16 protein-coding genes and 6 pseudogenes are annotated in these 21,181 nt (G+C 44.1%); 14 read left to right on the forward strand and 8 right to left on the reverse strand.

Translation table 11 applies throughout. The features are described from left to right. The first annotated feature begins 75 nt into the window (after positions 1-75). From ppsA to PKHYL_RS10410, 8 genes and pseudogenes are all read left to right on the forward strand, one after another. Positions 76-2,456, forward strand: a pseudogene (gene ppsA / locus PKHYL_RS10375) (phosphoenolpyruvate synthase). 113 nt (positions 2,457-2,569) lie between these two features. After that, the gene (locus tag PKHYL_RS10380) at positions 2,570-3,550 is read left to right on the forward strand and encodes an RDD family protein (RefSeq protein WP_093070994.1); all 981 of its coding nucleotides are present in this window, start codon (positions 2,570-2,572) and stop codon (positions 3,548-3,550) included. A 265-nt stretch (positions 3,551-3,815) separates the two neighbouring features. After that, positions 3,816-4,220 carry a 30S ribosomal protein S6 gene (gene rpsF / locus PKHYL_RS10385; protein WP_071001316.1) on the forward strand — a complete coding sequence of 135 codons (405 nt, stop codon included), beginning with the start codon at positions 3,816-3,818 and terminating at the stop codon, positions 4,218-4,220. Between the two features lie 16 nt (positions 4,221-4,236). Continuing rightward, positions 4,237-4,467, forward strand: a complete 231-nt coding sequence (gene rpsR, locus PKHYL_RS10390) for a 30S ribosomal protein S18 (RefSeq protein ID WP_010198808.1) — start codon at positions 4,237-4,239, stop codon at positions 4,465-4,467. A 20-nt stretch (positions 4,468-4,487) separates the two neighbouring features. After that, the gene (rplI, locus tag PKHYL_RS10395; RefSeq protein WP_093070991.1) at positions 4,488-4,994 is read left to right on the forward strand and encodes a 50S ribosomal protein L9; all 507 of its coding nucleotides are present in this window, start codon (positions 4,488-4,490) and stop codon (positions 4,992-4,994) included. Between the two features lie 322 nt (positions 4,995-5,316). Continuing rightward, complete coding sequence (locus PKHYL_RS10400) at positions 5,317-5,556, forward strand: hypothetical protein (protein WP_093070989.1); 240 nt, start codon at positions 5,317-5,319, stop codon at positions 5,554-5,556. 404 nt (positions 5,557-5,960) lie between these two features. Next, positions 5,961-7,100, forward strand: a pseudogene (locus tag PKHYL_RS10405) (GntP family permease). Between the two features lie 246 nt (positions 7,101-7,346). After that, on the forward strand, positions 7,347-8,399 hold the full coding sequence (locus PKHYL_RS10410) for a glycerate kinase (protein WP_240365090.1): 1,053 nt from the start codon (positions 7,347-7,349) through the stop codon (positions 8,397-8,399). 169 nt (positions 8,400-8,568) lie between these two features. Here the strand turns inward: PKHYL_RS10410 and PKHYL_RS10415 are convergent, their stop codons facing one another. After that, on the reverse strand, positions 8,569-8,730 hold the full coding sequence (locus PKHYL_RS10415) for a hypothetical protein (RefSeq protein WP_240365091.1): 162 nt from the start codon (positions 8,728-8,730) through the stop codon (positions 8,569-8,571). Between the two features lie 71 nt (positions 8,731-8,801). Continuing rightward, entirely contained in the window at positions 8,802-9,440 is a 639-nt protein-coding gene (locus PKHYL_RS10420) for a LysR family transcriptional regulator (RefSeq protein WP_240365092.1), read from the reverse strand. A 108-nt stretch (positions 9,441-9,548) separates the two neighbouring features. On the opposite strand from PKHYL_RS10420, the gene PKHYL_RS10425 reads away from it, so the two are divergent. Both PKHYL_RS10425 and PKHYL_RS17645 read left to right on the forward strand, forming a co-directional pair. Next, positions 9,549-10,049: a lactoylglutathione lyase family protein gene (locus PKHYL_RS10425; protein ID WP_071001310.1), complete on the forward strand. Its 501-nt coding sequence runs from the start codon at positions 9,549-9,551 to the stop codon at positions 10,047-10,049. A gap of 259 nt (positions 10,050-10,308) precedes the next feature. Then, positions 10,309-10,434, forward strand: coding sequence for a hypothetical protein (locus PKHYL_RS17645; RefSeq protein ID WP_257785220.1), 126 nt, complete (start codon positions 10,309-10,311; stop codon positions 10,432-10,434). Between the two features lie 188 nt (positions 10,435-10,622). On the opposite strand, the gene PKHYL_RS10430 is transcribed toward PKHYL_RS17645, so the two are convergent. The 4 genes and pseudogenes from PKHYL_RS10430 to PKHYL_RS10445 all read right to left on the reverse strand — a co-directional run bounded on the left by PKHYL_RS10430 (position 10,623) and on the right by PKHYL_RS10445 (position 14,724). Further along, complete coding sequence (locus PKHYL_RS10430) at positions 10,623-10,844, reverse strand: RidA family protein (protein WP_240365093.1); 222 nt, start codon at positions 10,842-10,844, stop codon at positions 10,623-10,625. Beyond that, complete coding sequence (locus PKHYL_RS10435) at positions 10,817-10,963, reverse strand: hypothetical protein (protein WP_240365094.1); 147 nt, start codon at positions 10,961-10,963, stop codon at positions 10,817-10,819. The genes PKHYL_RS10430 and PKHYL_RS10435 overlap by 28 nt, the downstream gene beginning before the upstream one ends. Before the next feature lie 51 nt (positions 10,964-11,014). Next, a pseudogene (locus tag PKHYL_RS10440) lies at positions 11,015-12,261 on the reverse strand (NAD(P)/FAD-dependent oxidoreductase). A 264-nt stretch (positions 12,262-12,525) separates the two neighbouring features. Then, complete coding sequence (locus PKHYL_RS10445) at positions 12,526-14,724, reverse strand: ATP-dependent helicase (RefSeq protein WP_071001308.1); 2,199 nt, start codon at positions 14,722-14,724, stop codon at positions 12,526-12,528. A gap of 442 nt (positions 14,725-15,166) precedes the next feature. On the opposite strand from PKHYL_RS10445, the pseudogene ychF reads away from it, so the two are divergent. The 4 genes and pseudogenes from ychF to PKHYL_RS10465 all read left to right on the forward strand — a co-directional run bounded on the left by ychF (position 15,167) and on the right by PKHYL_RS10465 (position 19,236). After that, positions 15,167-16,259 (forward strand): annotated as a pseudogene (gene ychF, locus PKHYL_RS10450) (redox-regulated ATPase YchF). 183 nt (positions 16,260-16,442) lie between these two features. Next, positions 16,443-16,955 (forward strand): hypothetical protein, encoded by a 513-nt coding sequence (locus PKHYL_RS10455; protein WP_071001306.1) that lies wholly within the window; start codon positions 16,443-16,445, stop codon positions 16,953-16,955. A 78-nt stretch (positions 16,956-17,033) separates the two neighbouring features. Next, positions 17,034-18,450: pseudogene (locus PKHYL_RS10460) on the forward strand (deoxyguanosinetriphosphate triphosphohydrolase). Between the two features lie 104 nt (positions 18,451-18,554). Beyond that, positions 18,555-19,236, forward strand: a pseudogene (locus tag PKHYL_RS10465) (TetR family transcriptional regulator). A gap of 21 nt (positions 19,237-19,257) precedes the next feature. Here PKHYL_RS10465 and gspK read toward each other — a convergent pair. Together gspK and gspJ are read right to left on the reverse strand one after the other, a co-directional pair. Then, a complete protein-coding gene (gene gspK, locus PKHYL_RS10470) occupies positions 19,258-20,304 on the reverse strand; it encodes a type II secretion system minor pseudopilin GspK (protein WP_071001304.1) in 1,047 nt (348 codons plus the stop codon). A gap of 48 nt (positions 20,305-20,352) precedes the next feature. Next, the gene (gene gspJ, locus PKHYL_RS10475; RefSeq protein WP_071001303.1) at positions 20,353-21,180 is read right to left on the reverse strand and encodes a type II secretion system minor pseudopilin GspJ; all 828 of its coding nucleotides are present in this window, start codon (positions 21,178-21,180) and stop codon (positions 20,353-20,355) included. Between the last annotated feature and the right edge of the window lies 1 nt (position 21,181).

Below are 21,181 nucleotides of genomic sequence, written 5' to 3' on the forward strand. Positions count from 1 at the left end.
AATTCCCTCCCCTAATATGGCGGTATAATTCACCGTTATAATCTTTACTAAATAACCTTATTTTCTGGAGTTATCATGGCAGCGCAATCTACAGCACTTGTAATCAATCTTGATCAGCTAGGAAAAGACGACATCGAAATGGTTGGTGGCAAGAATGCCTCACTTGGCGAGATGATCAGCCATCTTTCTGATTTAGGCGTTAGTGTTCCAGGCGGCTTTGCCACCACATCAAACGCATTCAATCGCTTTTGACAGAAACAGGCTTATTAGAAAAAATCAACAACGAGCTAAACACATTGGATGTCAATGATGTTAATAAGCTTGCGGCGACTGGTAAAAAGATCCGTACTTGGATTATTGAGCAAGAATTGCCAAAAGATCTTGAGCAAGAAGTACGTCAAGCGTTCGAAACCATGAGCGGCGGCGAAGACATCGCTGTTGCTGTACGCTCTTCTGCGACTGCTGAAGATTTGCCAGATGCGTCATTTGCTGGTCAACAAGAAACCTTCTTGAACATTCGCGGTATTGATAACGTCCTAATTGCTATTAAAGAAGTATTTGCCTCGCTATATAACGACCGTGCAATCTCTTACCGTGTACACAAAGGTTTTGAGCACGAAGGTGTGGCATTGTCCGCTGCCGTACAGCGTATGGTGCGCTCAGAGACTGGTGCTGCTGGTGTTATGTTCACGCTGGATACCGAAAGCGGTTTTGATCAAGTCGTGTTCATCACGTCAAGCTATGGTCTTGGCGAAATGGTTGTACAAGGTGCGGTCAACCCAGACGAATTCTACATCTCAAAACGTCTGCTCGCTGATGGTAAGCCTGCCGTTATTCGTCGTAACCTAGGCAGCAAACACAAGAAAATGGTTTATGGTGATGAAGGCAGCACCGCAAAATCAGTGAAAACGGTCGATGTTGAAAAACAAGATCGCATGCAGTTCTCTTTGACTACCGAAGAGCTGACCTCTCTTGCCAAGCAAGCAGTAACCATCGAGCAGCATTATGGCCACGCGATGGATATCGAATGGGCAAAAGACGGTGATAGCGGTGAAATCTTTATCGTTCAAGCACGTCCTGAAACCGTTAAGAGTCGCCAAGACAGCAATGTCATGGAGCGTTATGTCATCGACACGACTGGCGCAAAAGTATTGTGTGAAGGTCGTTCAATCGGTCAGCGCATCGGTTCGGGTAAAGTACGTATCGTTACTCACCTAAACGAGATGGACAAAGTAGAAGAAGGCGATGTTCTGGTATCAGACATGACTGATCCAGATTGGGAACCAGTCATGAAGCGCGCTTCTGCCATCATCACCAACCGTGGTGGTCGTACGTGTCACGCAGCCATTATCGCGCGTGAGTTAGGTGTGCCCGCCATCGTTGGTTGTGGTAACGCCACTGAACTGCTAGTCGATGGTCAAGACGTGACTGCGTCTTGTGCTGAAGGCGACACTGGTTTTATTTATGAAGGCCAGATTGACTTTGAAGTACAGACCAACTCGGTTGAGTCTATGCCAGAGCTTGCATTCAAAGTCATGATGAACGTTGGTAACCCAGATCGCGCCTTCTCATTCACCCAGATGCCAAACGAAGGTATTGGTCTTGCGCGTTTAGAGTTTATTATCAACCGTATGATCGGTGTGCATCCAAAAGCGCTGCTAAACATGAACAGCTTGCCACGTGAGATCTCACAAGCCATTCAAGAGCGTATCGCAGGCTATGCCTCACCTGTTGACTTTTATGTTGATAAATTGGTTGAAGGTATCTCAACCCTAGCCGTTGCCTTTATGGATCAGCCAGTTATTGTTCGTATGTCAGATTTCAAATCAAACGAATATGCTAACTTGCTTGGTGGTAAGCTGTACGAGCCATCAGAAGAGAACCCAATGCTTGGTTTCCGCGGCGCTAGCCGTTATGTCTCTGACAACTTCCGTGACTGTTTTGAGCTTGAGTGTAAAGCGCTAAAACGTGTTCGTGATGAGATGGGCTTAACCAACGTTGAGATCATGATTCCATTCGTCCGCACCACTGGTGAAGCGGCGCAAGTAATCGAGTTACTTGAGAAAAATGGTCTAAAACGCGGTGAAAATGGTCTACGCATCATCATGATGTGTGAGCTACCAACCAACGCGTTACTCGCAGAAGAGTTCCTAGAGTACTTCGATGGTTTCTCAATCGGCTCTAACGATTTGACTCAGTTAACGCTTGGTCTTGATCGTGACTCAGGTATCGTCTCACATCTGTTTGATGAGCGTGACACTGCTGTTAAGAAATTGCTCACTATGGCTATCGACGCTTGCCGTAAGCAAAACAAATATGTTGGCATCTGTGGTCAGGGCCCATCAGACCATCCAGATCTAGCGTTCTGGTTAATGGAACAAGGTATCAGCTCGGTATCATTGAACCCTGATTCTGTGCTAGATACTTGGTTCTTCCTAGCTGGTGAAGAAAAGTAGACCGTTACGTTCAGTCGCAGCGGTAACTCACACAGTCATTAAAGATACCACTATTAGGGTCTATTTGATTTTTCAAATAGACCCTAATATAATGTCTTAAGACATGACTAACTATGCAGGCAACTATGCAGATTTTCCTTGCTCGAAATAACGTACAAGCTGGTCCATACAATCTGGAGCAGCTTAATATCATGCTGGCATCAGGCGAAGTATTGCTTGATGATTTAATCTGGCATGAAGGCTTAGATCAGTGGCAGCGCGTAGGAAATGTGACCAATAATCAAACGGTCTATCGACCGACTGGTGCTACTACTCCTGATGCGAATGATTCTATTATCAATAATGTGACCGTCTTCCCTGAAGATACCAGCAATACTAAAGATAATAATTCAATATCATTAGATAGACTATATGGCAAGCCTGAACGTTCTAAAAATGTGAAGGCCGATATGACGACCAATCGTCATCAAACGCCGCACAACAATGTCTCATTAAACAAAACTGCTCTCAAAAAGACGGTCGCAGATAATGATAAAGTCATTGGTGATGTGGTACTGGCGCCGATTATGTCACGCATATTGGCAACCGCGCTCAACGGCCTGCTTTACGTATTGGCCATATTGCCATTAGTAATGGCACTGACCAAAATGGATGTAGACTATACCAAGTTTCAAAACATCCAAAATATGGACGCTGCCTATCAATATTCAATGTCGTTGATGGAAAGCATTCCAAGCAGTACGCTCATGATGTCGCAAGTCATGGTTTTTGGCTTGTTTGCACTGCAGCTGGTATTTATTACCATGCGTGGTCAATCCCTAGGCAAAGTAATCACTGGTATTCGGGTTGTGGATCAGACCACACATCGTCTACCCTCGTTTATCAAGCTGGTCGGTACACGTACGTTACTGTTGTTTATTATCTATAATTTACTGTTTTCGTTTACTAGCTTTTTGGGTTTTGTGATTATTGCTATCCATTATTATATGGCATCAAAAAGCCCTGAAAATATCGGTTGGCATGACAAACTTGCCAAAACTTTAGTGGTCAAAGCAGACAGTAGCCAACTGGTAAAAAAGTCAAAATCTGAATAATATTTTATTCACCATATTGTTTCAGATAAAAACGCTGCGCAAGATCGCAGCATTTTTATTGAGTAACGCTTATTTTCCATCTTTTTATATCTTATTGGCAGCCGCTTGGTGATTACCCTTTGTGTTAAGCGCCAAGTGCTGTTATAATACGGCGCTTTATAAACTAAGCTTATTTCTTACTATATTTTTAAGAACGTGGGCTTACCTTATAAATCTCCTTGCTATTAACATAGGGTTAATAGCTACTAATCCGTAAGGAGTCATAATGCGACATTACGAACTGGTGTTACTTGTACACCCAGACCAAAGCGACCAAGTGGTCGGCATGGTTGAACGCTATATCAAGTTGGTTCAAGACAACGGTGGTACTATCCATCGCCTTGAAGATTGGGGCCGCCGTCAATTGGCTTATCCAATCAACAAGATTCACAAAGCTCACTACGTTCTTTTCAACATCGAAACTGACGGCGAGACTTTGGCTGAACTTGAAGAATTATTCCGCTATAACGACGCGATCATTCGTAGTCTAGTTATGCGCCGTGACGAAGCTATCACTGAAGAGTCGCAGTTAGCCAAGAATGCCGATGAAAAACGCGCACGCAAAGCAACTACTCGTCGTCCAGACAATCGTGAAAACGATAATGACGACAACGACAACAGTGAAGACTAATTAAAGGAGAATACTCATGGCACGTTTCTATCGCCGTCGCAAATTCTGCCGTTTCACTGCTGAAGGCATCACTCACATCGACTATAAAGATGTTGAATTGCTAAAACAGTACATTAGTGATAATGGCAAAATCGTACCAAGCCGTATTACCGGTACGTCTACTAAATATCAGCGTCAACTAGCGACTGCTATCAAGCAAGCTCGTTATTTATCGCTACTTCCATACACTGATAACCATCAAGGTTAACCGCTAACTAGGAATGACTCATGCAAATTATTTTGTTACAGCGTATCGTCAACCTTGGTAAACTCGGTGAAACTGTCGATGTAAAACCAGGTTACGGTCGTAACTTTCTTATCCCTCAAGGCCGCGCTCTACCTGCGACCAAAGCTAACATTGAAAAGTTCGAAGCACGTCGTGCTGAGCTTGAAGCTGAAGAAGCAAAAGAGATCGCTACTGCTCAAGAGCGTGCTGATGCACTAACTGACGTTAATGTTATCATGCGTGCGAAATCAGGTGACGAAGGCAAGCTATTCGGCTCTATCGGTACTCGCGATATCGCTGAAGCATTGACTAACTCAGGTTTAGAAGTAGACCGTGCTGAAATCAAGCTACCTGAAGGCACACTACGTCAAGTTGGCGAATACAATGTTGATATTCAGCTACACCATGACGTTACTGCTAGCATCTTAGTTACTATTCTTTCTGAAGATGGTAACAACGAAGATTCAGCTGACGAAGAAGAAGCTGAAGAAGATTATTCTGAAGAGTAATCTTCTAGATAATTAGACTCAGTCTATAAAAAAAGCCAGTGACCTTGTGTTGCTGGCTTTTTTTATGTCGATATTTTATACATGTGATCGTAATACTTTCGCATTACATCAGAGTTTTCTTGATGCCTTGTAAGTATCAATCGATTACTAAAAGCTGTATTCAATACTATTTGTCAGCATGATATCTTGCAGTAACCATTTGCAACAACTCACTTAAAAATGCTATACCAACCAACAAGATACTGTCTATATAATTGTATTCATCATAACGAGTAGAAAGATTTTTCTATTTTTATACTTTTCGTTGATAGAGTACTTTAATATGACTAACACTGATGAAATAAACACTGACGATAAACTACTTTGTGTCAAAGGTAACGATTTCTATTCAGAGGGTGAGATCTATACGGTAGGTAGAATCGTAAATGACAAATACTTTCAGATACTGACCAGCGGCGATGATGATCACTGGTATGCAACGCTAGATGATAAAGGTATTTACGTAAGCTTCGATTCTACGATAGCTACTGACAATAAAGCGTTCTTCGATAAGATTGCTTAGATTGGAGTTTATATAAAACTCATCTTGAACAAAAAATAAGCGATACCTTATAAAAGACTGGCCATCTATAGTGGTCAGTCTTTTTTAGTGAAAAACCTTGGTTAAATGCGGTCTGAAAATCGAAAAGCGATAACTCTGCAGGCATAAGAATGCCACTACTCTCATCAGAAAATGTTCATATCGCCATAACAAACAGCATCTCTTTGACAAATGTATTTCCTAGTGCCCCCTATTTGCTATAAAATATGCCCCTTCAAAATTTCGTATCGTTATTGATGCCTGTTTGCGTGAATAACTCATTAAGATATAAACCATATTGAGACAGTGATGATTGTATTTTGGCTTGTGCTGACCATTCTTTTTATTATTTTCGCTACCGCAAAATTGAAGTGGCATCCTTTTTAGTGTTGATTTTGTCCGCTTTTTTGGTTGCCCTTTTTTACCAAGTACCGCTCAACACTGTTGCAAAGACAATCTCTGATGGTTTCGGTGGTATTTTAGGCTACATCGGTCTTGTGATTGTGTTTGGTACGATTATTGGCTTAATCCTCGAAAAACAGGGGCGGCTATTGTAATGGCAGAGTCAGTCATCAAAGTATTGGGGCCACGCTTCCCTACTTTGACCATGTCTATCGTCGGTGCAGTGGTTTCGGTGCCTGTATTTTGTGATTCTGGCTACATTATCTTAAACTCTTTAAAAGAGTCTTTGGCTGAGCGATTACATGTATCAAGTGTCGCGATGAGTATTGCCTTGGCTACTGGTCTATACGCCACTCATACCTTCGTACCGCCTACGCCAGGCCCAATCGCGGCGGCAGGTAATTTAGGACTAGAGTCAAACTTAGGTTTGGTCATCATGGTCGGTGTGGTTGTCACGGCTGTTGCCGTATTGGCCGGCTGGTGGTGGTCGAATCGCTTTCTTAATGCCACGCCTGATAATATCAATGCCACAGATGCTCAAGCAGCGACCCTACCTGAAGGCATAAAAACACGCGATGACTACAGCAAACTGCCTTCAGCAACAATGGCGTTTTTACCTATCATTGTGCCTATCATATTAATTTGTCTGTCGTCGGTTGCCAATTTCCCAAGTGCACCGTTCGGTAGTGGTACGCTAGCAGAGGTTTTGATATTCATCGGTAATCCACTGACTGCATTGTTGATTGGTTTGTTTTTATCGTTTTTATTGATTGATTCAGAGCAAAAACGCAGCAAATCAGCGATAGTATCTCACAAGGTTTGGTAGTAGCAGCCCCTATCCTACTGATCACTGGTGCTGGTGGCGCATTTGGTGCCATGCTAAAAGTGACGCCAATTGGCGATTATCTAGGTTCAACGTTATCGGCCTTGGGTTTAGGTATTTTATGCCATTTATCGTCTCTGCTGCGCTAAAAACAGCACAAGGCTCAACCACAGTGGCATTGGTCACAACCTCTGCTATGGTTGCCCCACTGTTGAACCAAATTGGCTTGGACAGTGAGCTTGGCCGTGTATTCTGTGTGATGGCAATTGGTGCCGGTGCCATGACGATCTCACGCCAATGATAGCTTCTTTGGATCGTGAGTCAGTTTAGTCGCATGAGCGTGGCACAAGCGTACAAAGCGCACTCAATGGCCACTGGTATCCAAGGGTGACTAGCATCGTATTTATCTGGTTGTTAACCCTAGTGTTTATCTAGTTCATGAGATTGGGTACGTATATATACGTTTATTTGATTATTGCTAAGTAAACGTTTTAAAACACGACACTGTTGCGATGATCGTGTCATTAAGATATTCAAAGAGAGCCGTATGAAAATTTTGATCGCCCCTGACTCGTTTAAAGAAAGCCTAGAAGCACTCGATGTTTGCCACGCCGTTCAATCTGGCTTTAGTCAAGTGTTTCCAGATGCTGATTACAAATTATTGCCGATGGCGGATGGCGGTGAAGGCACCTCAGCGGTATTGTCTTATGTCTTGGGTGGGCGCTGGAAAGAAGTCAGAGTGCATGATCCATTGATGAGACCAATCATCGCCAAGTATCTGTTATTGCCCAATGCGACGGCGGTTATTGAAGTGGCTCAAGCCTGCGGATTGCACCTACCAACAGCTGATGAGCGTAATCCTATCGTTGCTAGCACTTATGGCGTTGGGGAGCTGATTGCTGATGCTTTGGAGGAAGGGGCTAAACGCATCATCATCGGTCTGGGTGGTAGCGCAACCAATGATGCAGGCCTTGGCATGCTAATGGCGTTAGGCATAACATTTCATGATATCAATGACAGTCTGCTCACTCATGGTGGTGGCGCACTTGCCAGCTTACATAAACTCGATAATACTAACCTTCATACAAAGATATCAGACACAGTATTTGAGGTTGCTTGTGATGTGACCAATCCGCTCTGTGGTCTGCTTGGGGCCAGCGCTGTGTTTGGCCCACAAAAGGCGCTTGTCCGGAGCAAGTCAATACCTTGGATAAAGCGCTCAGTCACTTTGCGACCATATGTGGACAGCATGGCTATGAAGACTGTCAACACGTTGCAGAGCGCTGGCGCGGCAGGCGGTCTTGGCTATGCGATGATGACGTTCTTTAAAGCTCAGCTGAAGTCAGGCTTTGATACGGTTGCCGAAGTGGCTCACCTGTCACAGCATATCGCAGAGGCTGATCTTGTCATCACAGGTGAAGGCAAGCTCGATGCGCAAACCGCCATGGGTAAGGTCGCTGGTGGTATCAGCCAAATCGCTAAGGCCAGCCGCACACCTGTTATCGCTATCTGCGGCAGTGTTGACGGACTAAAACCTGCTCAGACCAGTCAGTTCAATGTTGTGATGCCAAGTATCCAAAAAAGTAGATACGATCGATAATGTGTTGGGTTCTGCTTATAACAACATTGAAACGACTGCTGCTAATATCGCTGCAAGTATCAAACTTGGGCAGACTTTGAGATAGTCGCAATCTATCAATGAACCTTCTTCACTAAATGTACAGTTATTAAACCCTTTGTTAGCTGTACATTTATCACTCTCAACATATCTATAGCCATTTTTTTACTGCATTAATGACCGTATGCATTCTATTAGAAAGTGCCTGCTGTTGTCTGACTGCCAGATATAGCGTTTCGCTAACAGCAACTGGTAAATGATGACTGTTAATCAGCTCAGGCTTTGGATAAGCAGCCACCGCATGCGCCGGCAAGACAGTAAAACCTATTCCCCCTGCTGACGGGCTCTAAAATTAGACCAATCTGATTAGAGAAGCCTTTTTTCTCAAAAATCATTGATATGCTGGAATTGCTCGTAATTGGCAGTCAGTAGCATGCCTGCATGATGGGCACCATCCGGATGATCGATAAATCCAAGTGCCATAAGCTGCTCCCAGCTCGGCTCTACTGTAGTCGCAGGGGTTACGAGTATCAATGCTTCTTGCGCCATAGGCTTGCAGCTAATCGTTTCATCATCTGAGATGTCCGTCATAAAACCAATATCGATCTCGTGATTTGCCAATGCCTGCTCAATATCAGCATTGGGGGCAAAGCGATAATCAATCACTAGCTTTGGGTGCTGTTGCTGTAAGGTCAAAAGCTGCGGGTATAGCTTAAGTCCCACACTACCCGGTGACATCAACCGTACTAGCCCTTCGTAAGGCGGATCTTCACTGATGCGCTGCTCTAAATTTGATAATCGCTGCAATATCTCGCCTGCTTCTTTATAAAGCTGCTCACCTGCATTGGTCAATGAGAACTGCTTTCCTTGTCGAATTAACAAATCTGTGTCCAGCTGCTCTTCTAGCTTACGTATATGTTGGCTCACACCGGACTGTGTCATATATAGACGTTCAGCCGTGCGAGTAAAGTGCCCAACTTCGGCAAGCGTACAAAAAGTGCGTAGCCATGTGACATTAATCATTACGTTTCATACTTATTTTTATAATATTTGATAATTTTACATAATGACAGTGCGTTTGTATACTGGCCTCACGTCAAACAAGAGTACAGCAAACAGGGAGCACAAGCTATGAACAACGTTTATCCCAGAAGCTTTTCGCACATCGGTCTGTCAGTCCCTGACTTAGATGCTGCTGTAAAATTTTATACTGAAGTGCTGGGTTGGTACACCATCATGGAGCCTACTGAGATTATTGAAGATGACAGCCCGATTGGTAAGATGTGCACTGAAGTATTCGGTGCTGGTTGGGGCCGCTTTCGGATCGCTCACCTCTCCACTGGTGACCGTATCGGTGTTGAGATTTTTGAATTTAAAAATCAGGAAAACCCTGAAAATAACTTTGAATACTGGAAAACAGGTATTTTTCACTTCTGCGTCCAAGACCCAAACGTTGAAGCGCTGGCTGAGCGTATGGTTGCCGCAGGTGGCAAAAAACGTATGGAAAAACCACGCTACTACTACCCTGGCGAAAAGCCATATCGCATGATCTATATGGAAGACCCGTTCGGTAACATCGTCGAGATATATAGCCATAGCTACGAGCTTATCTATAGCGAAGGCGCATACTAGGTTCAGTATAAATACAGCTTAGTATGAATTTAGCTTATATTTAACTGAAAAACCAATAGCGTACTCCCTCACCTGAGTGCGCTATTTTTTTATGCGCTTTCTATGTGCTCCATCTATTGTATAGAATATGAGCCATGCTACTATTTAGTCAGCTATATATAAAACTATAAACCAACCCATTATCAAGGATGATAAATGACTCAATTAGGCACCACTCTAGATAGAGATGACCTTCTGTATGTTTTATAAGCAGCTGGATATGAGTGTCGAAGACGCTTATGACTATGCCAGTGAGGTCATGACTTGCAATATGGTGGCAGACGATGTGGGTGAAGGGATTGATGCTTTTATTGAGAAACGCCAAGCGGTATGGAAAGAATGCTAATTCCTATAATAATCATTGTATTGCTTCGCTGACGTTATACGGCGCGTGCTTGGATTAAAAAGCTAGCATATTCCTTTTCAATAATCGAGTTGGCTTATTGCTACGCATGAGAAAAGGCCATGATATCGCTATCATGGCCTTCTTTATTTCTATTTAATACATATACTACAAGTACTACGAGCCGCTTATTACTCAGCAGCGATGGCAATCATCTCAACCAATAGCTCAGGGCGTGCCAATGCTGATTCGCCGCAAGCACGCGCTGGTGGCTGTATGCCTTCAAACCACTTGTCATAGACTTCATTCATAGCAGCAAAATCCGCCATATCTTTGATCCAAACGGTGACTGATAGTAGCTTTGATTTGTCGCTGCCCACTTCTTCTAATAGCGTTTGGATTTTTCCAAACACGTCAACGTTTGCGCTTTGATATCGTCTTCTGCATTACCGACCTGACCACACAAATAGATCGTCTGGTTATGGATTACCGTTTTGCTCATGCGCTGATTGCTATGTAGCTTCTTAATCATGTCTATACCTTTTTATTAATTTGAATCTGTGTTTAGTCAGTCAAGTCGCGCTTAGTTAGAAAAACGCTGGGCACTAAATGGTGCAAGATCGACCAATGCAGGCTTATTATGAATCATCTCTTCAACCAGACGCCCTGTCATTGGTCCCAAAGTGAAGCCTTGATGGCTGTGACCAAATGCGAACCAGAGGTTGTCATGCTTATCAGCAGGACCGATGACGGGCTTCATGTCAGGCATACAAGGACGCGATCCTGCCCATGCTTCACTCTCAACCGCATCTTCTAATGGCAAAATTTTTCTTGCAAGCTTCAATACCGTTTGTAATTGACCAAAATTCTTTGGCGCATTCATGGTAGTCATCTCAGCACCCGTAGTGATACGGATACCCTGCTGCATTGGCCCCATGACAAAGCCTTTGTCCATATCAAACATACTGTGATGGATTGTGTTCTTGTCTGTCACTTTGAAATGCTGATGATAGCCGCGCATTGGGAACAATGGCAGATTGTAACCAAGTGGTCTGATCAAATCATTTGACCAAGGACCTGCTGCGATGACCAATTTATCACTATAATAGGTATCTTTATCAGTGGTGATTTTCCAGCCATCCGCCTCTTTGACGATTTCTTTGACGTCATTTTCTTTGATCGTACCTTGCATGTCTTGGAAGTTTTTTGCGTAGGCTTTTACCAGCGAGCTTGGGTTTGATACCTGCCATGAATTCAACCAATGAATAGCACCAACGAAACCGTCAAAATTGGCGCGGGGCTCCATTGCTTTTAGCTCTTCAAGGTTCAATACATTGTGCTCAACCCCTTGATTACGTGCATCAATGGCGGATGCTTGCGCTTCTTTGAAAGTCTCTTCTGAGCGATGTAATTGTAGCCAACCATCACGAGTAATGAGCTCATCAGCACCAGAGGCGCTAATCATGGTTTGGTGCTCACTGGTACAATGCTCAATCAAGGTCTGCCACTCAGATTCGATTTTTTTGACTGACGCAGGCGTTGAGTATTTCCAGTACTGTAGCAGCGCTTGGTGATAACGCAGAATTGCCGGTATGCGATAACGAATATCAGTACCTTGGTTAGGTAATACTCGGATCATCTCTGTCAGCTGACGAGGAAAAGGATGCGTATGAATGGCTTCGCGCTGAATCAAGCCGGCATTACCATATGAGGTCTCTGACCCTGGCAATTTTTGTCTAAGAGTAATACGTTTGAGTTATTTTTTTGTAGATGCCACGCGATTGACGTGCCAACCATACCTGCACCGATAACGATCACTTCGTAGCGCATAACCTATCCTTTTCTTAGGGTGTTAATACAGAGTATCAAATATAAAGGTCTTACCAAATTAGGTGGTCATAGTAACGCATTGGGATAAATTTTAAACCCTTATTTGAAAAATATTTTTGCTATTAAATACTTTTGGCTATACATTTATTTGTAGGTCATTTTCAAAAGGAATAGTTGGCGTATGAAGCCATTATTGGACGACCAAAATCCGCAAAATACACACTAAAACCCAGTATGATAGATACCATCAATATCCTCAAAAAATCACCACCATATTGGGTCATCATTTTTCTTGATAGGCGATTTTACCGTCTCTACTGTTACCTCGTCAGCCGATAGTTCCGCAATAAAGCGTGAGGCCATATCAAAGTATCCAGAGTAACTAGAGAAGTAATTCGGCGCGGTCAAATACAGCTGCGTCTTCGCACGACTACAGGCCACATAAAACAGCTTACGCTCTTCTTCTAATGCTTCAAAGTCGTCCAATGAGCGATGATGCGGCGTGATGCCATCGACCAATGAATTGACGAACACCACTGGCCACTCAAGCCCTTTTGCGCTATGAATGGTTGAGATCGTGACTTTATCATTACTTTGTCCATCGTCAGAGCTTTCCATGACCGCGACTGAGTCATTGGGCGGATCGAGCGCAAGATTTTCTAAAAAGCTATCGAGGCTCGTGTGCTCTGTCGCTAAATTCTTTAGCACCCGAAAGTCCTCGCTACGCTCACGCCAGTTGTCTTCTATCAACTTTAACACAGGGATATAAAACTCAAGAATATGCTCAATGGCTGTCTCAACCGTTTCTGCTTGCTGGGCCTTGGTAAGCGTGTGGTATAGAGGCTTTAGCTGATCGCTTTTTTTGGCAAACGATGCTGCCAGTAGCGACTCAAACGCATTATTGTCAGCGGTGATGGCTTGGGTTAAGCGCGTCGCCGTGACTGCTCCTACCCCTTTAAACAAAGTTAAAATACGATGCCAAGCAATCGTATCGTTCGGGTTATAGAGAACTTTGACAAAAGCCAACACGTCTTTGATATGGCGTCTTTCAATAAACTTGATACCGCCCACCACGATGAAGGGAATATTGCGCGCCATAAATTCTAGCTGTACATAATTGGACTGAAAAGACGTGCGGCACAATACCGCAAAGTCGTTATAATCATACTCAGGCTTTAGCGCGACTATCTTATCAGTGATATAACTCGCTTCTTTTGTCTCATCGCTGAGTCGTCGAAATATTGGCTTGTCGCCTGCTATTGGCGCATCAGAATACAGCTGCTTTTGATAGCCTAGCGTGATTTGCGCTGACAACGCGTTGATATAGTTTAGTACCGAAGGTGTACTGCGATAATTTTGCTCAAGCTTGATAAGTTTGGCATTGGGATACGTCTCACCAAATAGCAAAATATTTTCGTAATTAGCACCGCGAAAGGCATAGATGCTTTGATTGTCATCGCCAACGACCATTAGTGACACCGAATCAGGCTCACATATTAAGTCAATTAGCTGCTTTTGCGGAATATTGGTGTCTTGATATTCATCAACCATGACATAACGATATGTGTTTTGAAGTCGCTGCCTAAAGGTGTCGTTGGTTTTTAGATGACGTACCACTTGACTGATAATGTCGTCAAAATCGTATAAGTGATTGGCGCGCTTATACTCATGAAAATCAATTGCTAATTGCTCGATGATAGGAATATGTACGGCGATATCAGGATAGCTACTTTCTATTAGGTCGCGAATAGGAATGCGTCTGTTTCTAGAGGTTGAAATGATATTTTGCAATGTTTTTTTGCGCGGAAAGGCTTGGGTTTTGGTTTGGGTAGGATACTTTTTTTCTTTATGTACCAAGTCGATAGCATCCTCGCTATCGCCAGTATCTAAAATCGTAAATCGTGGATTGATACCGAGCAGACCAGAGTATTGACGCAGCAGCATATTGCAAAATGAGTGAAAGGTGCCACTGGTGATATTATTTAATGCCTTGTCAGTTGGGAGCTTATCTTCAGCCAATGCATCATCAGATAGCTCTTGATTTGAAAGACTACTTGCCAGCAAAGATTTAGCGCGATCTTTGATTTCATTTGCCGCTTTACGAGTAAAGGTTAGTAGCAAAATCTCTTTAGGTGACACGCCGTTTTCGAGCAAATAGCTGGTGCGATAGGTCAAAGTCTTGGTTTTGCCCGATCCTGCACCCGCAATCACCAACACTTTACCTTCGATAGTGGTGGCAGCCATGAGCTGATCGGGATTGAGCTCACTGGCATAGTCGACCTTCAATCCCAAATGACTATCCAACCTTTGCGTCAACAGCTTCGTATTTGCTTGATCATTAGCGTCAATGAGGTTTGTCTCGAGCTTTTTGATGGCCTGCTCAAGTCGAGCAAGTTTGGGCTTCATCTCAAGAAAATTCTGTGGATATTTATAGCGGCGTGTATCAAAAATCGAGGTTGTCATTATCGGATATTGCCTTACATTTTGTTTTGGAGCGAGCTGATTGTTTGAAAAATTAAACCAGCCAGCAAATTTCACTGACTGTTTGTGAGCTGATGCCACTATTTATCTATGATAACGTACTATAGCAAAAAATACTGAATACCAAATCGAACACCGCTTGTCTAAATAAGAAGCAACCCATTGTATTCACTTTTCAGCGTTTAACCTATCTGAGCCTTAGTACAAACACACCTGCCACCGCTGAGTAAAAACCTTAGCATATAAAGTAACAACCTCACCCCTATTCCCGTAAATTTGCTACAATGTGCCCAATTTTGATTGTCTATTTGACTAATATTTCAAACAAGCTGAGCTTTAGATGAACTCAGTTTTATCCTGACTAAATATCAAGTCTTATATTAGCTCAGTACCAACTATTTTATTAATACATTGAGAGACTGTTATGGGTTTTAATTGCGGCATCGTCGGCCTACCAAACGTGGGTAAATCCACCTTGTTTAATGCGTTGACCAAAGCGGGTATCGCCGCTGAAAACTTTCCGTTTTGTACCAAAGATCCCAACACCGGTATCGTACCAGTACCCGATCCACGCCTAAAGAAATTGGCTGATATCGTCAACCCTGAACGCGTATTGCCAACGACGATGGAGTTTGTAGACATCGCAGGTTTGGTGGCAGGCGCGTCAAAAGGCGAAGGCATGGGCAACCAGTTCCTCGCCAACATCCGTGAGACTGATGCGATTGCCCATGTCGTTCGCTGTTTTGATGATGACAACGTGGTACACGTCGATGGTCGCGTCAGTCCGATTGATGATATCGAAACCATCAATACTGAGTTGGCATTGGCAGATTTGGAAGCGGTTGAACGCGCGATACTGAACTTGACCAAAAAAAGCCAAAGGCGGTGACAAAGACGCTAGCGCCATGCTGGATGTGTTCAAAAGATTGAGCCATTATTAGCAGAAGGCAAAGCGGCGCGCGCGGCCAATCTAGACGCTGATGAGAAAAAACTCATCCGCAGCTACGGCCCTCATCACCCTAAAGCCAACCATGTATATTGCTAACGTTGCTGAAGATGGTTTTGAAAACAATCCCTATCTCGACGCTGTTCGTGATTACGCGACTGGCGAAGAATCTATCGTCATTCCTCTATGCAACCAAATCGAAGCTGAAATTGCCCAGCTAGATGAAGAGGACAAAAAAGACTTTTTGGCTGAGATGGACATGGAAGAGGCTGGTCTTGATCAAGTGATTCGCGGTGGTTATGATTTGCTTGATATGCAGACCTATTTTACCGCTGGTGTCAAAGAAGTCCGTGCATGGACCGTTGCAATTGGCGCTACTGCCCCGCAAGCCGCTGGCGTGATTCACACGGACTTTGAGCGCGGCTTTATCCGTGCTGAAGTGATCGCTTATGATGATTTCATCGAATACAACGGTGAAAAAGGCGCTGCTGCTGCTGGTAAATCACGCCTAGAAGGCAAAACTTACATCGTTCAAGATGGCGATGTCATGCACTTTAGATTTAACGTGTAGCTTTAGCTAGTCAATACTATCTGATAGCTAATCAGCCGATGTTGGATATTTTCCAGCATCGGCTTTATTCTATTACCCTTTGTTATATTATAACATATCTTATCTTGCTTATTTGAGGGCTTATACTTTGACTGACTTTTTCTCTTTTCCAAATTTGCAAGTGCTGCTCTCATAGGCAGTGTTATGACAGTTTCATTGTTAGGCTGCCAGCCAAAAACAGACGGTGAGCCAGCAGCATCTGAAGATGTGACAACCGTAGACAGTCACGCAGAGCACGATGAACATGCCCATGATGATATGGAACACGATCATGCAGGACATGACCATGAAAGTCATAATGACATGGACGTTCACGAAGGACATGATCATGAGGGTCACGACCATTCTGAGCACGCTAGCAACAGCACACCATTCTCTTGTGAGCCTACTGCTACTATCGGCGTCTACTATCATACCGATGCCACACCACAGACCGCGCACCTACTTATTGACGGTATCGAATACGATTTGACAGCTGCCTCTGGTAGCGACGCCCTTACTGACAAAACCATATACACAAGTGATATTGGATTAGATGACACTCATGGCATTATATGGCAAGTGGATGGTGACAACGCAACCTTGCTAAACAAAACACTAAATAGTGATGTGCCTATCGACGAGGAAGAGGTAATTTTTGATTGTCATAAATCTTAATTGCCATGGCGCTTAGTGGCTGTACCAAGGGCGCTATTTTGTTATGCTAGAGGCTCCCTTGGTTTCGGATGTTCCAATATGCTAAGTACCCCAACCTCTTTGTCGTCTTCTACTGCGCAATGGTCTCATCTTCTCAACTCACAGCGTCTTGGCGCTGCCAAAAAATACGGCGCTAATACAAGTACTCGCTCACAGTTTCACAAAGACTATGACAGACTGGTATTCTCTCACTCGTTTAGGCAGTTGAATCAAAAACCCAAGTTCATCCATTGACCAATCAGCTGGGTATCCATACTCGCCTGACCCATTCGCTTGAGGTCTCCTCTATTGGACGCTCTTTAGGGATGATGACCGCAGAAAAGCTCCATGATAAGCTAGGCAATGGCTTACTAGCAGGAGTCTCGCCATCTGATATTGGCGTAATTGTACAAGCAGCCTGCCTCGCTCACGATATTGGTAATCCGCCGTTTGGTCATGCTGGAGAGTACGCCATTCGTGACTGGTTTCGGCAGCCTGATCCTCAAGCAATTTTGCAAAAATTAAGCAGCAACGAGCGGTTAGACTTACTGGCCTACGAAGGCAATGCACAAGGGTTTCGGTTACTGGTGCGCAATGAGCACCATCCCGATAAAGGCGGTATGCGTCTTACCTGCGCAACGCTAGGCGCTTTTATGAAATATCCTTGGCTTGCCACTCACAGCAATGATGCAAATGACAACGCCCATAATGTACAGAAATTCGGCTGCTTTTATAGCGAGACCTCTCAGTTAGAGGAGCTGGCAGCCTGTTTGCATTTGCCGCGCTCAACACATCACGATGGCTTTGCACGCCATCCGTTGGCGTATCTGTTAGAAGCTGCAGATGATATCTGTTATGCGCTGATAGATTTAGAAGATGGTATCAATCTGAATATGCTAACCTATAGCGAGGTTGCCACGATTTTTTATGAGCTGATTGGCGAGCATCCTGATAGCGTCAGCCTGCCTGTGCATATGTCAGTCAGGCAGAGTCTGGCCTCTTGCGATCACGCGCCATGATGCGCTTGGTCAATACGATCACCGATGCTTTTGTGGCCAATAGTGAAGACTTGCTGGCAGGTACGCTCCAAGGCAGCTTGTTTGCCCATTGCGACACCACTGTACAAACTGGCATCTTGCAGGCCAAGCAATTGGCCCGCGAAAAAATATTTAATCATCCAAACAAGGTAAGAATGGAGCTAATGGCCAATCAATGCTTGCATCGTCTAATGGATGCCTTTGTACCACTGGCTTGGACGGGTACTGAGACGAGTGAGGCTACGTCATCATCTATGTCGTTTGAGCAACAGAGTCTGTTAAGATTACTACAGCCACACTTAGATGAGCATCGCCGCGTGTTATCAGACAATATTTATCACAATATATTGAATATTTTAGATTTTATTACAGGTATGAATGACCATGAAGCCTATCGATTGGCGCAAGAATTGCAAGGTCATTGGGGTACGGTGGTTTAAAAGACCAATGCAGGTTTAGTAAATTAGCACGAATTGTGCATTTTGGTCGTATTTGTGCGCTGAAATGAGTATGATAAACCTCTATCGGATAATTTTGAAATATTATGAGCAGTCGCGAACAAAAAAAACTTCAAACTCGGCACGCTTTTTTTTAATGCCGTACTCGATCTATGTATGACAGGGCAGTCTTTTAGCTCTATCAGTCTCAGACAAGTCACGCGTGAGGTTGGCGTTGTGCCGACTGCGTTTTATCGCCATTTTGATGATATGGAGTCGCTCGGTCGCGCCTTGGTCATCGAAGAGTTGGGTGGTACGCTCGCCACACTCAGCGATAGCCTACAAATTGGACGCAAGCGTAGCTTTGATCGTCAGATAGCCAAAAGCATTCAGTTGTTCTTATATATGGTCAGCGATCAGCCTTACTACTGGCAGTTTTTGGTCAGTGAGCGCTACGGTGGCTCAGAATCTGTGCGAAAAGCCATCAATGAACTGGTTAAAAAACATGCCCAAAGCTTGGCAGATGATCTGGCATTACAGCCAGCATTTACCCATATCAATGATTATGACCGTCGTCTATTGGCTGAGGCTGGCGTAAATATGTTCTTTTCTTGGATTATCGACTGGTTAGAATTGACCTACACTGAAGATCACGATGACGAAATCGATCTAAATGTCATCGAAGAAAATAAACAGTTGATGCTACATAACTGCACTCGCCAAGCGCAGATGTTGTTTTATGGGGCTTATAACTGGAAATCTAGTGAAGAGACTCGCTTGAGAGATTAATAAAAAGCGCACTACCATTCATCAAAAACTAGGACGAAACGCCCATAGTCGCTGCGTGACTACTTTGACTTCCTTGGGCTTTCCGCTAATGACATCGCTACTGCTACCACTAGTGTCGTTTGAGGTTTGACTGTCGTTCGCTGCGTTTTTACCAATCAAGACAGTGGCAAAGCGCTGTCTTGCCTGACCAACAGTTGCATTATCACTCGCGGTAATAAGCGCCATAAAGGCTTGGCTATCAACTGCCAACAAAGGCGTCAATGCTGCCCGCTGCTTTTTATCTAAGCCACTCAAAATTGGCAGTTGCCATAGCTCATCGATAGACGTGAGCGCTTGCTTACTGCGCGTGTCGACTATCCCTTGCATCTGCTGACTGCTGGCACCATCGATCAGTGCGGCAAGCAATGCGGGGCTCGCAGTATTAATATTGATAGGTAAATAATAAGGAACCGCCGTCAGATAAGGTCGTAGTGTCGCTAACACCTCTGCACTCACCCCTTGAACCTCTTGTAACTGATCAACGCTAACAAAAGGCTGGTTTGGTAGTGCGCCATCTACTGAACGGTTTAGTTGCTGAGAATATACCGCACTTTCATCACCGCCATCTAGATAGACTTCACTGTCCGTATCTTGCCAATCGAGGACGGCAATAGCAATATCTGGTTCTAAATTCAACTGTGTTAAGAGACGTTGGAACACTTCTAGCGCAGCAGTATCAACCGTGCCACCTTGATGTAAGTTATTGATATTAAAACGACCCGCCTCATCACGCAGCTCGATGCTGACACTATGATTCGCTAATGTGTACGGCAGTATCGGCTGTGCCCAGATATCTTGCTCACTATCGGTGTCGTTAAGCTTGCTATCAGCACGAATCATCGTCACTGCCAGCTGCTGACCGGCATCGATGTCTTGCAATAGCTGATTTTGATCAAACAATAATCCGCTGCGCCTAATCGCAACTTTTTGGCTAGCAAGCATCGCGCTTGCCACCACCGTGATACTCACCACCAATAGTAAGATAGTAAGCAGCGCCACACCGCGCTGAGAGTTTGCTTTCATTGTCATAGAGAGCTTATGTCGCTGAGCAAGTGATGCATGTTAAATACTACCTTCTCAATTACTGTGTCCCACACTGCTATTATCTGTATTACTACCGCTATTACTGTTGTTACTATCACTACCATTATTATTGTCGCTGCTATTATCATTACTATCGCTGCTATTAGCAGCCTTTGCGCTACTACGGGGTATTGGTTGTGGCGCTAGGGCCCACTGCCAAGTGATTGGTATCTCTTGATAAGTAAAGTTGACGGCAACCCCTTTGGGTAGCAAAACAACATCGGGGTTAGCACCCGCTGCTTGCCCCAATGCTATATTTGTATTGCTACTATTATTGACGTCATCGCTTGGAAATTTGGTGCTAAGCTCTGGCAAATAGGCTTGCCAACGCCCAGCAGTAACACCTTCTAATAACACACTGTCTAAACTGACGCTATCGCGTCCATCTTCAAGACTGGTATATTGACGACGTATCAGGCGCTCATCTGCAAAAATATATTCAATATGCTGGAGACTAGTGCTGCTTTGATAACGTGGATCAGGATCAGCAAAGCGTACAAAGCTGATATGTTCACCGTCCAAGCTCATAAATGGCTCAGGCGTATTGTCTTGAGCATTATTATTCGTATTGCCATTTATATCGCTACTCGCCGTCCCAGTATTTTGAGTATTAGGCGCTTGATACGGGATTATTTGTGCCATGTCTTGCTGTAATTGTAGATAGGCATACTGTAGTACGGCTAAATTATCCGCATGACGTTGTACGCGCTCGCGGGCGCGGTTGACACCATCAAATACTTGCCAGCCTGCCACTGCCAGCATGGCAAATATCGCCATGGCAACCATTAGCTCAAGGAGCGTGAATCCGCGCTGTAGTTTCATA

This window comes from Psychrobacter sp. KH172YL61 (assembly GCF_007182895.1).
Lineage (GTDB): Bacteria > Pseudomonadota > Gammaproteobacteria > Pseudomonadales > Moraxellaceae > Psychrobacter > Psychrobacter pacificensis.

What these genes read in the sequence shown, in the direction of transcription:
- rplI (WP_093070991.1), top strand. Translation starts at nt 4,488, where the DNA reads ATGCAAATTATTTTGTTACAGCGTATCGTCAACCTTGGTAAACTCGGT.
- PKHYL_RS10400 (WP_093070989.1), top strand. Translation starts at nt 5,317, where the DNA reads ATGACTAACACTGATGAAATAAACACTGACGATAAACTACTTTGTGTC.
- PKHYL_RS10445 (WP_071001308.1), bottom strand. Translation starts at nt 14,724, where the DNA reads ATGACAACCTCGATTTTTGATACACGCCGCTATAAATATCCACAGAAT.
- PKHYL_RS10435 (WP_240365094.1), bottom strand. Translation starts at nt 10,963, where the DNA reads ATGATTAAGAAGCTACATAGCAATCAGCGCATGAGCAAAACGGTAATC.
- PKHYL_RS10455 (WP_071001306.1), top strand. Translation starts at nt 16,443, where the DNA reads ATGACAGTTTCATTGTTAGGCTGCCAGCCAAAAACAGACGGTGAGCCA.
- PKHYL_RS10420 (WP_240365092.1), bottom strand. Translation starts at nt 9,440, where the DNA reads ATGATTAATGTCACATGGCTACGCACTTTTTGTACGCTTGCCGAAGTT.
- rpsF (WP_071001316.1), top strand. Translation starts at nt 3,816, where the DNA reads ATGCGACATTACGAACTGGTGTTACTTGTACACCCAGACCAAAGCGAC.
- PKHYL_RS10410 (WP_240365090.1), top strand. Translation starts at nt 7,347, where the DNA reads ATGAAAATTTTGATCGCCCCTGACTCGTTTAAAGAAAGCCTAGAAGCA.
- PKHYL_RS10425 (WP_071001310.1), top strand. Translation starts at nt 9,549, where the DNA reads ATGAACAACGTTTATCCCAGAAGCTTTTCGCACATCGGTCTGTCAGTC.
- gspJ (WP_071001303.1), bottom strand. Translation starts at nt 21,180, where the DNA reads ATGAAACTACAGCGCGGATTCACGCTCCTTGAGCTAATGGTTGCCATG.
- PKHYL_RS10380 (WP_093070994.1), top strand. Translation starts at nt 2,570, where the DNA reads ATGCAGGCAACTATGCAGATTTTCCTTGCTCGAAATAACGTACAAGCT.
- PKHYL_RS17645 (WP_257785220.1), top strand. Translation starts at nt 10,309, where the DNA reads ATGAGTGTCGAAGACGCTTATGACTATGCCAGTGAGGTCATGACTTGC.
- gspK (WP_071001304.1), bottom strand. Translation starts at nt 20,304, where the DNA reads ATGACAATGAAAGCAAACTCTCAGCGCGGTGTGGCGCTGCTTACTATC.
- rpsR (WP_010198808.1), top strand. Translation starts at nt 4,237, where the DNA reads ATGGCACGTTTCTATCGCCGTCGCAAATTCTGCCGTTTCACTGCTGAA.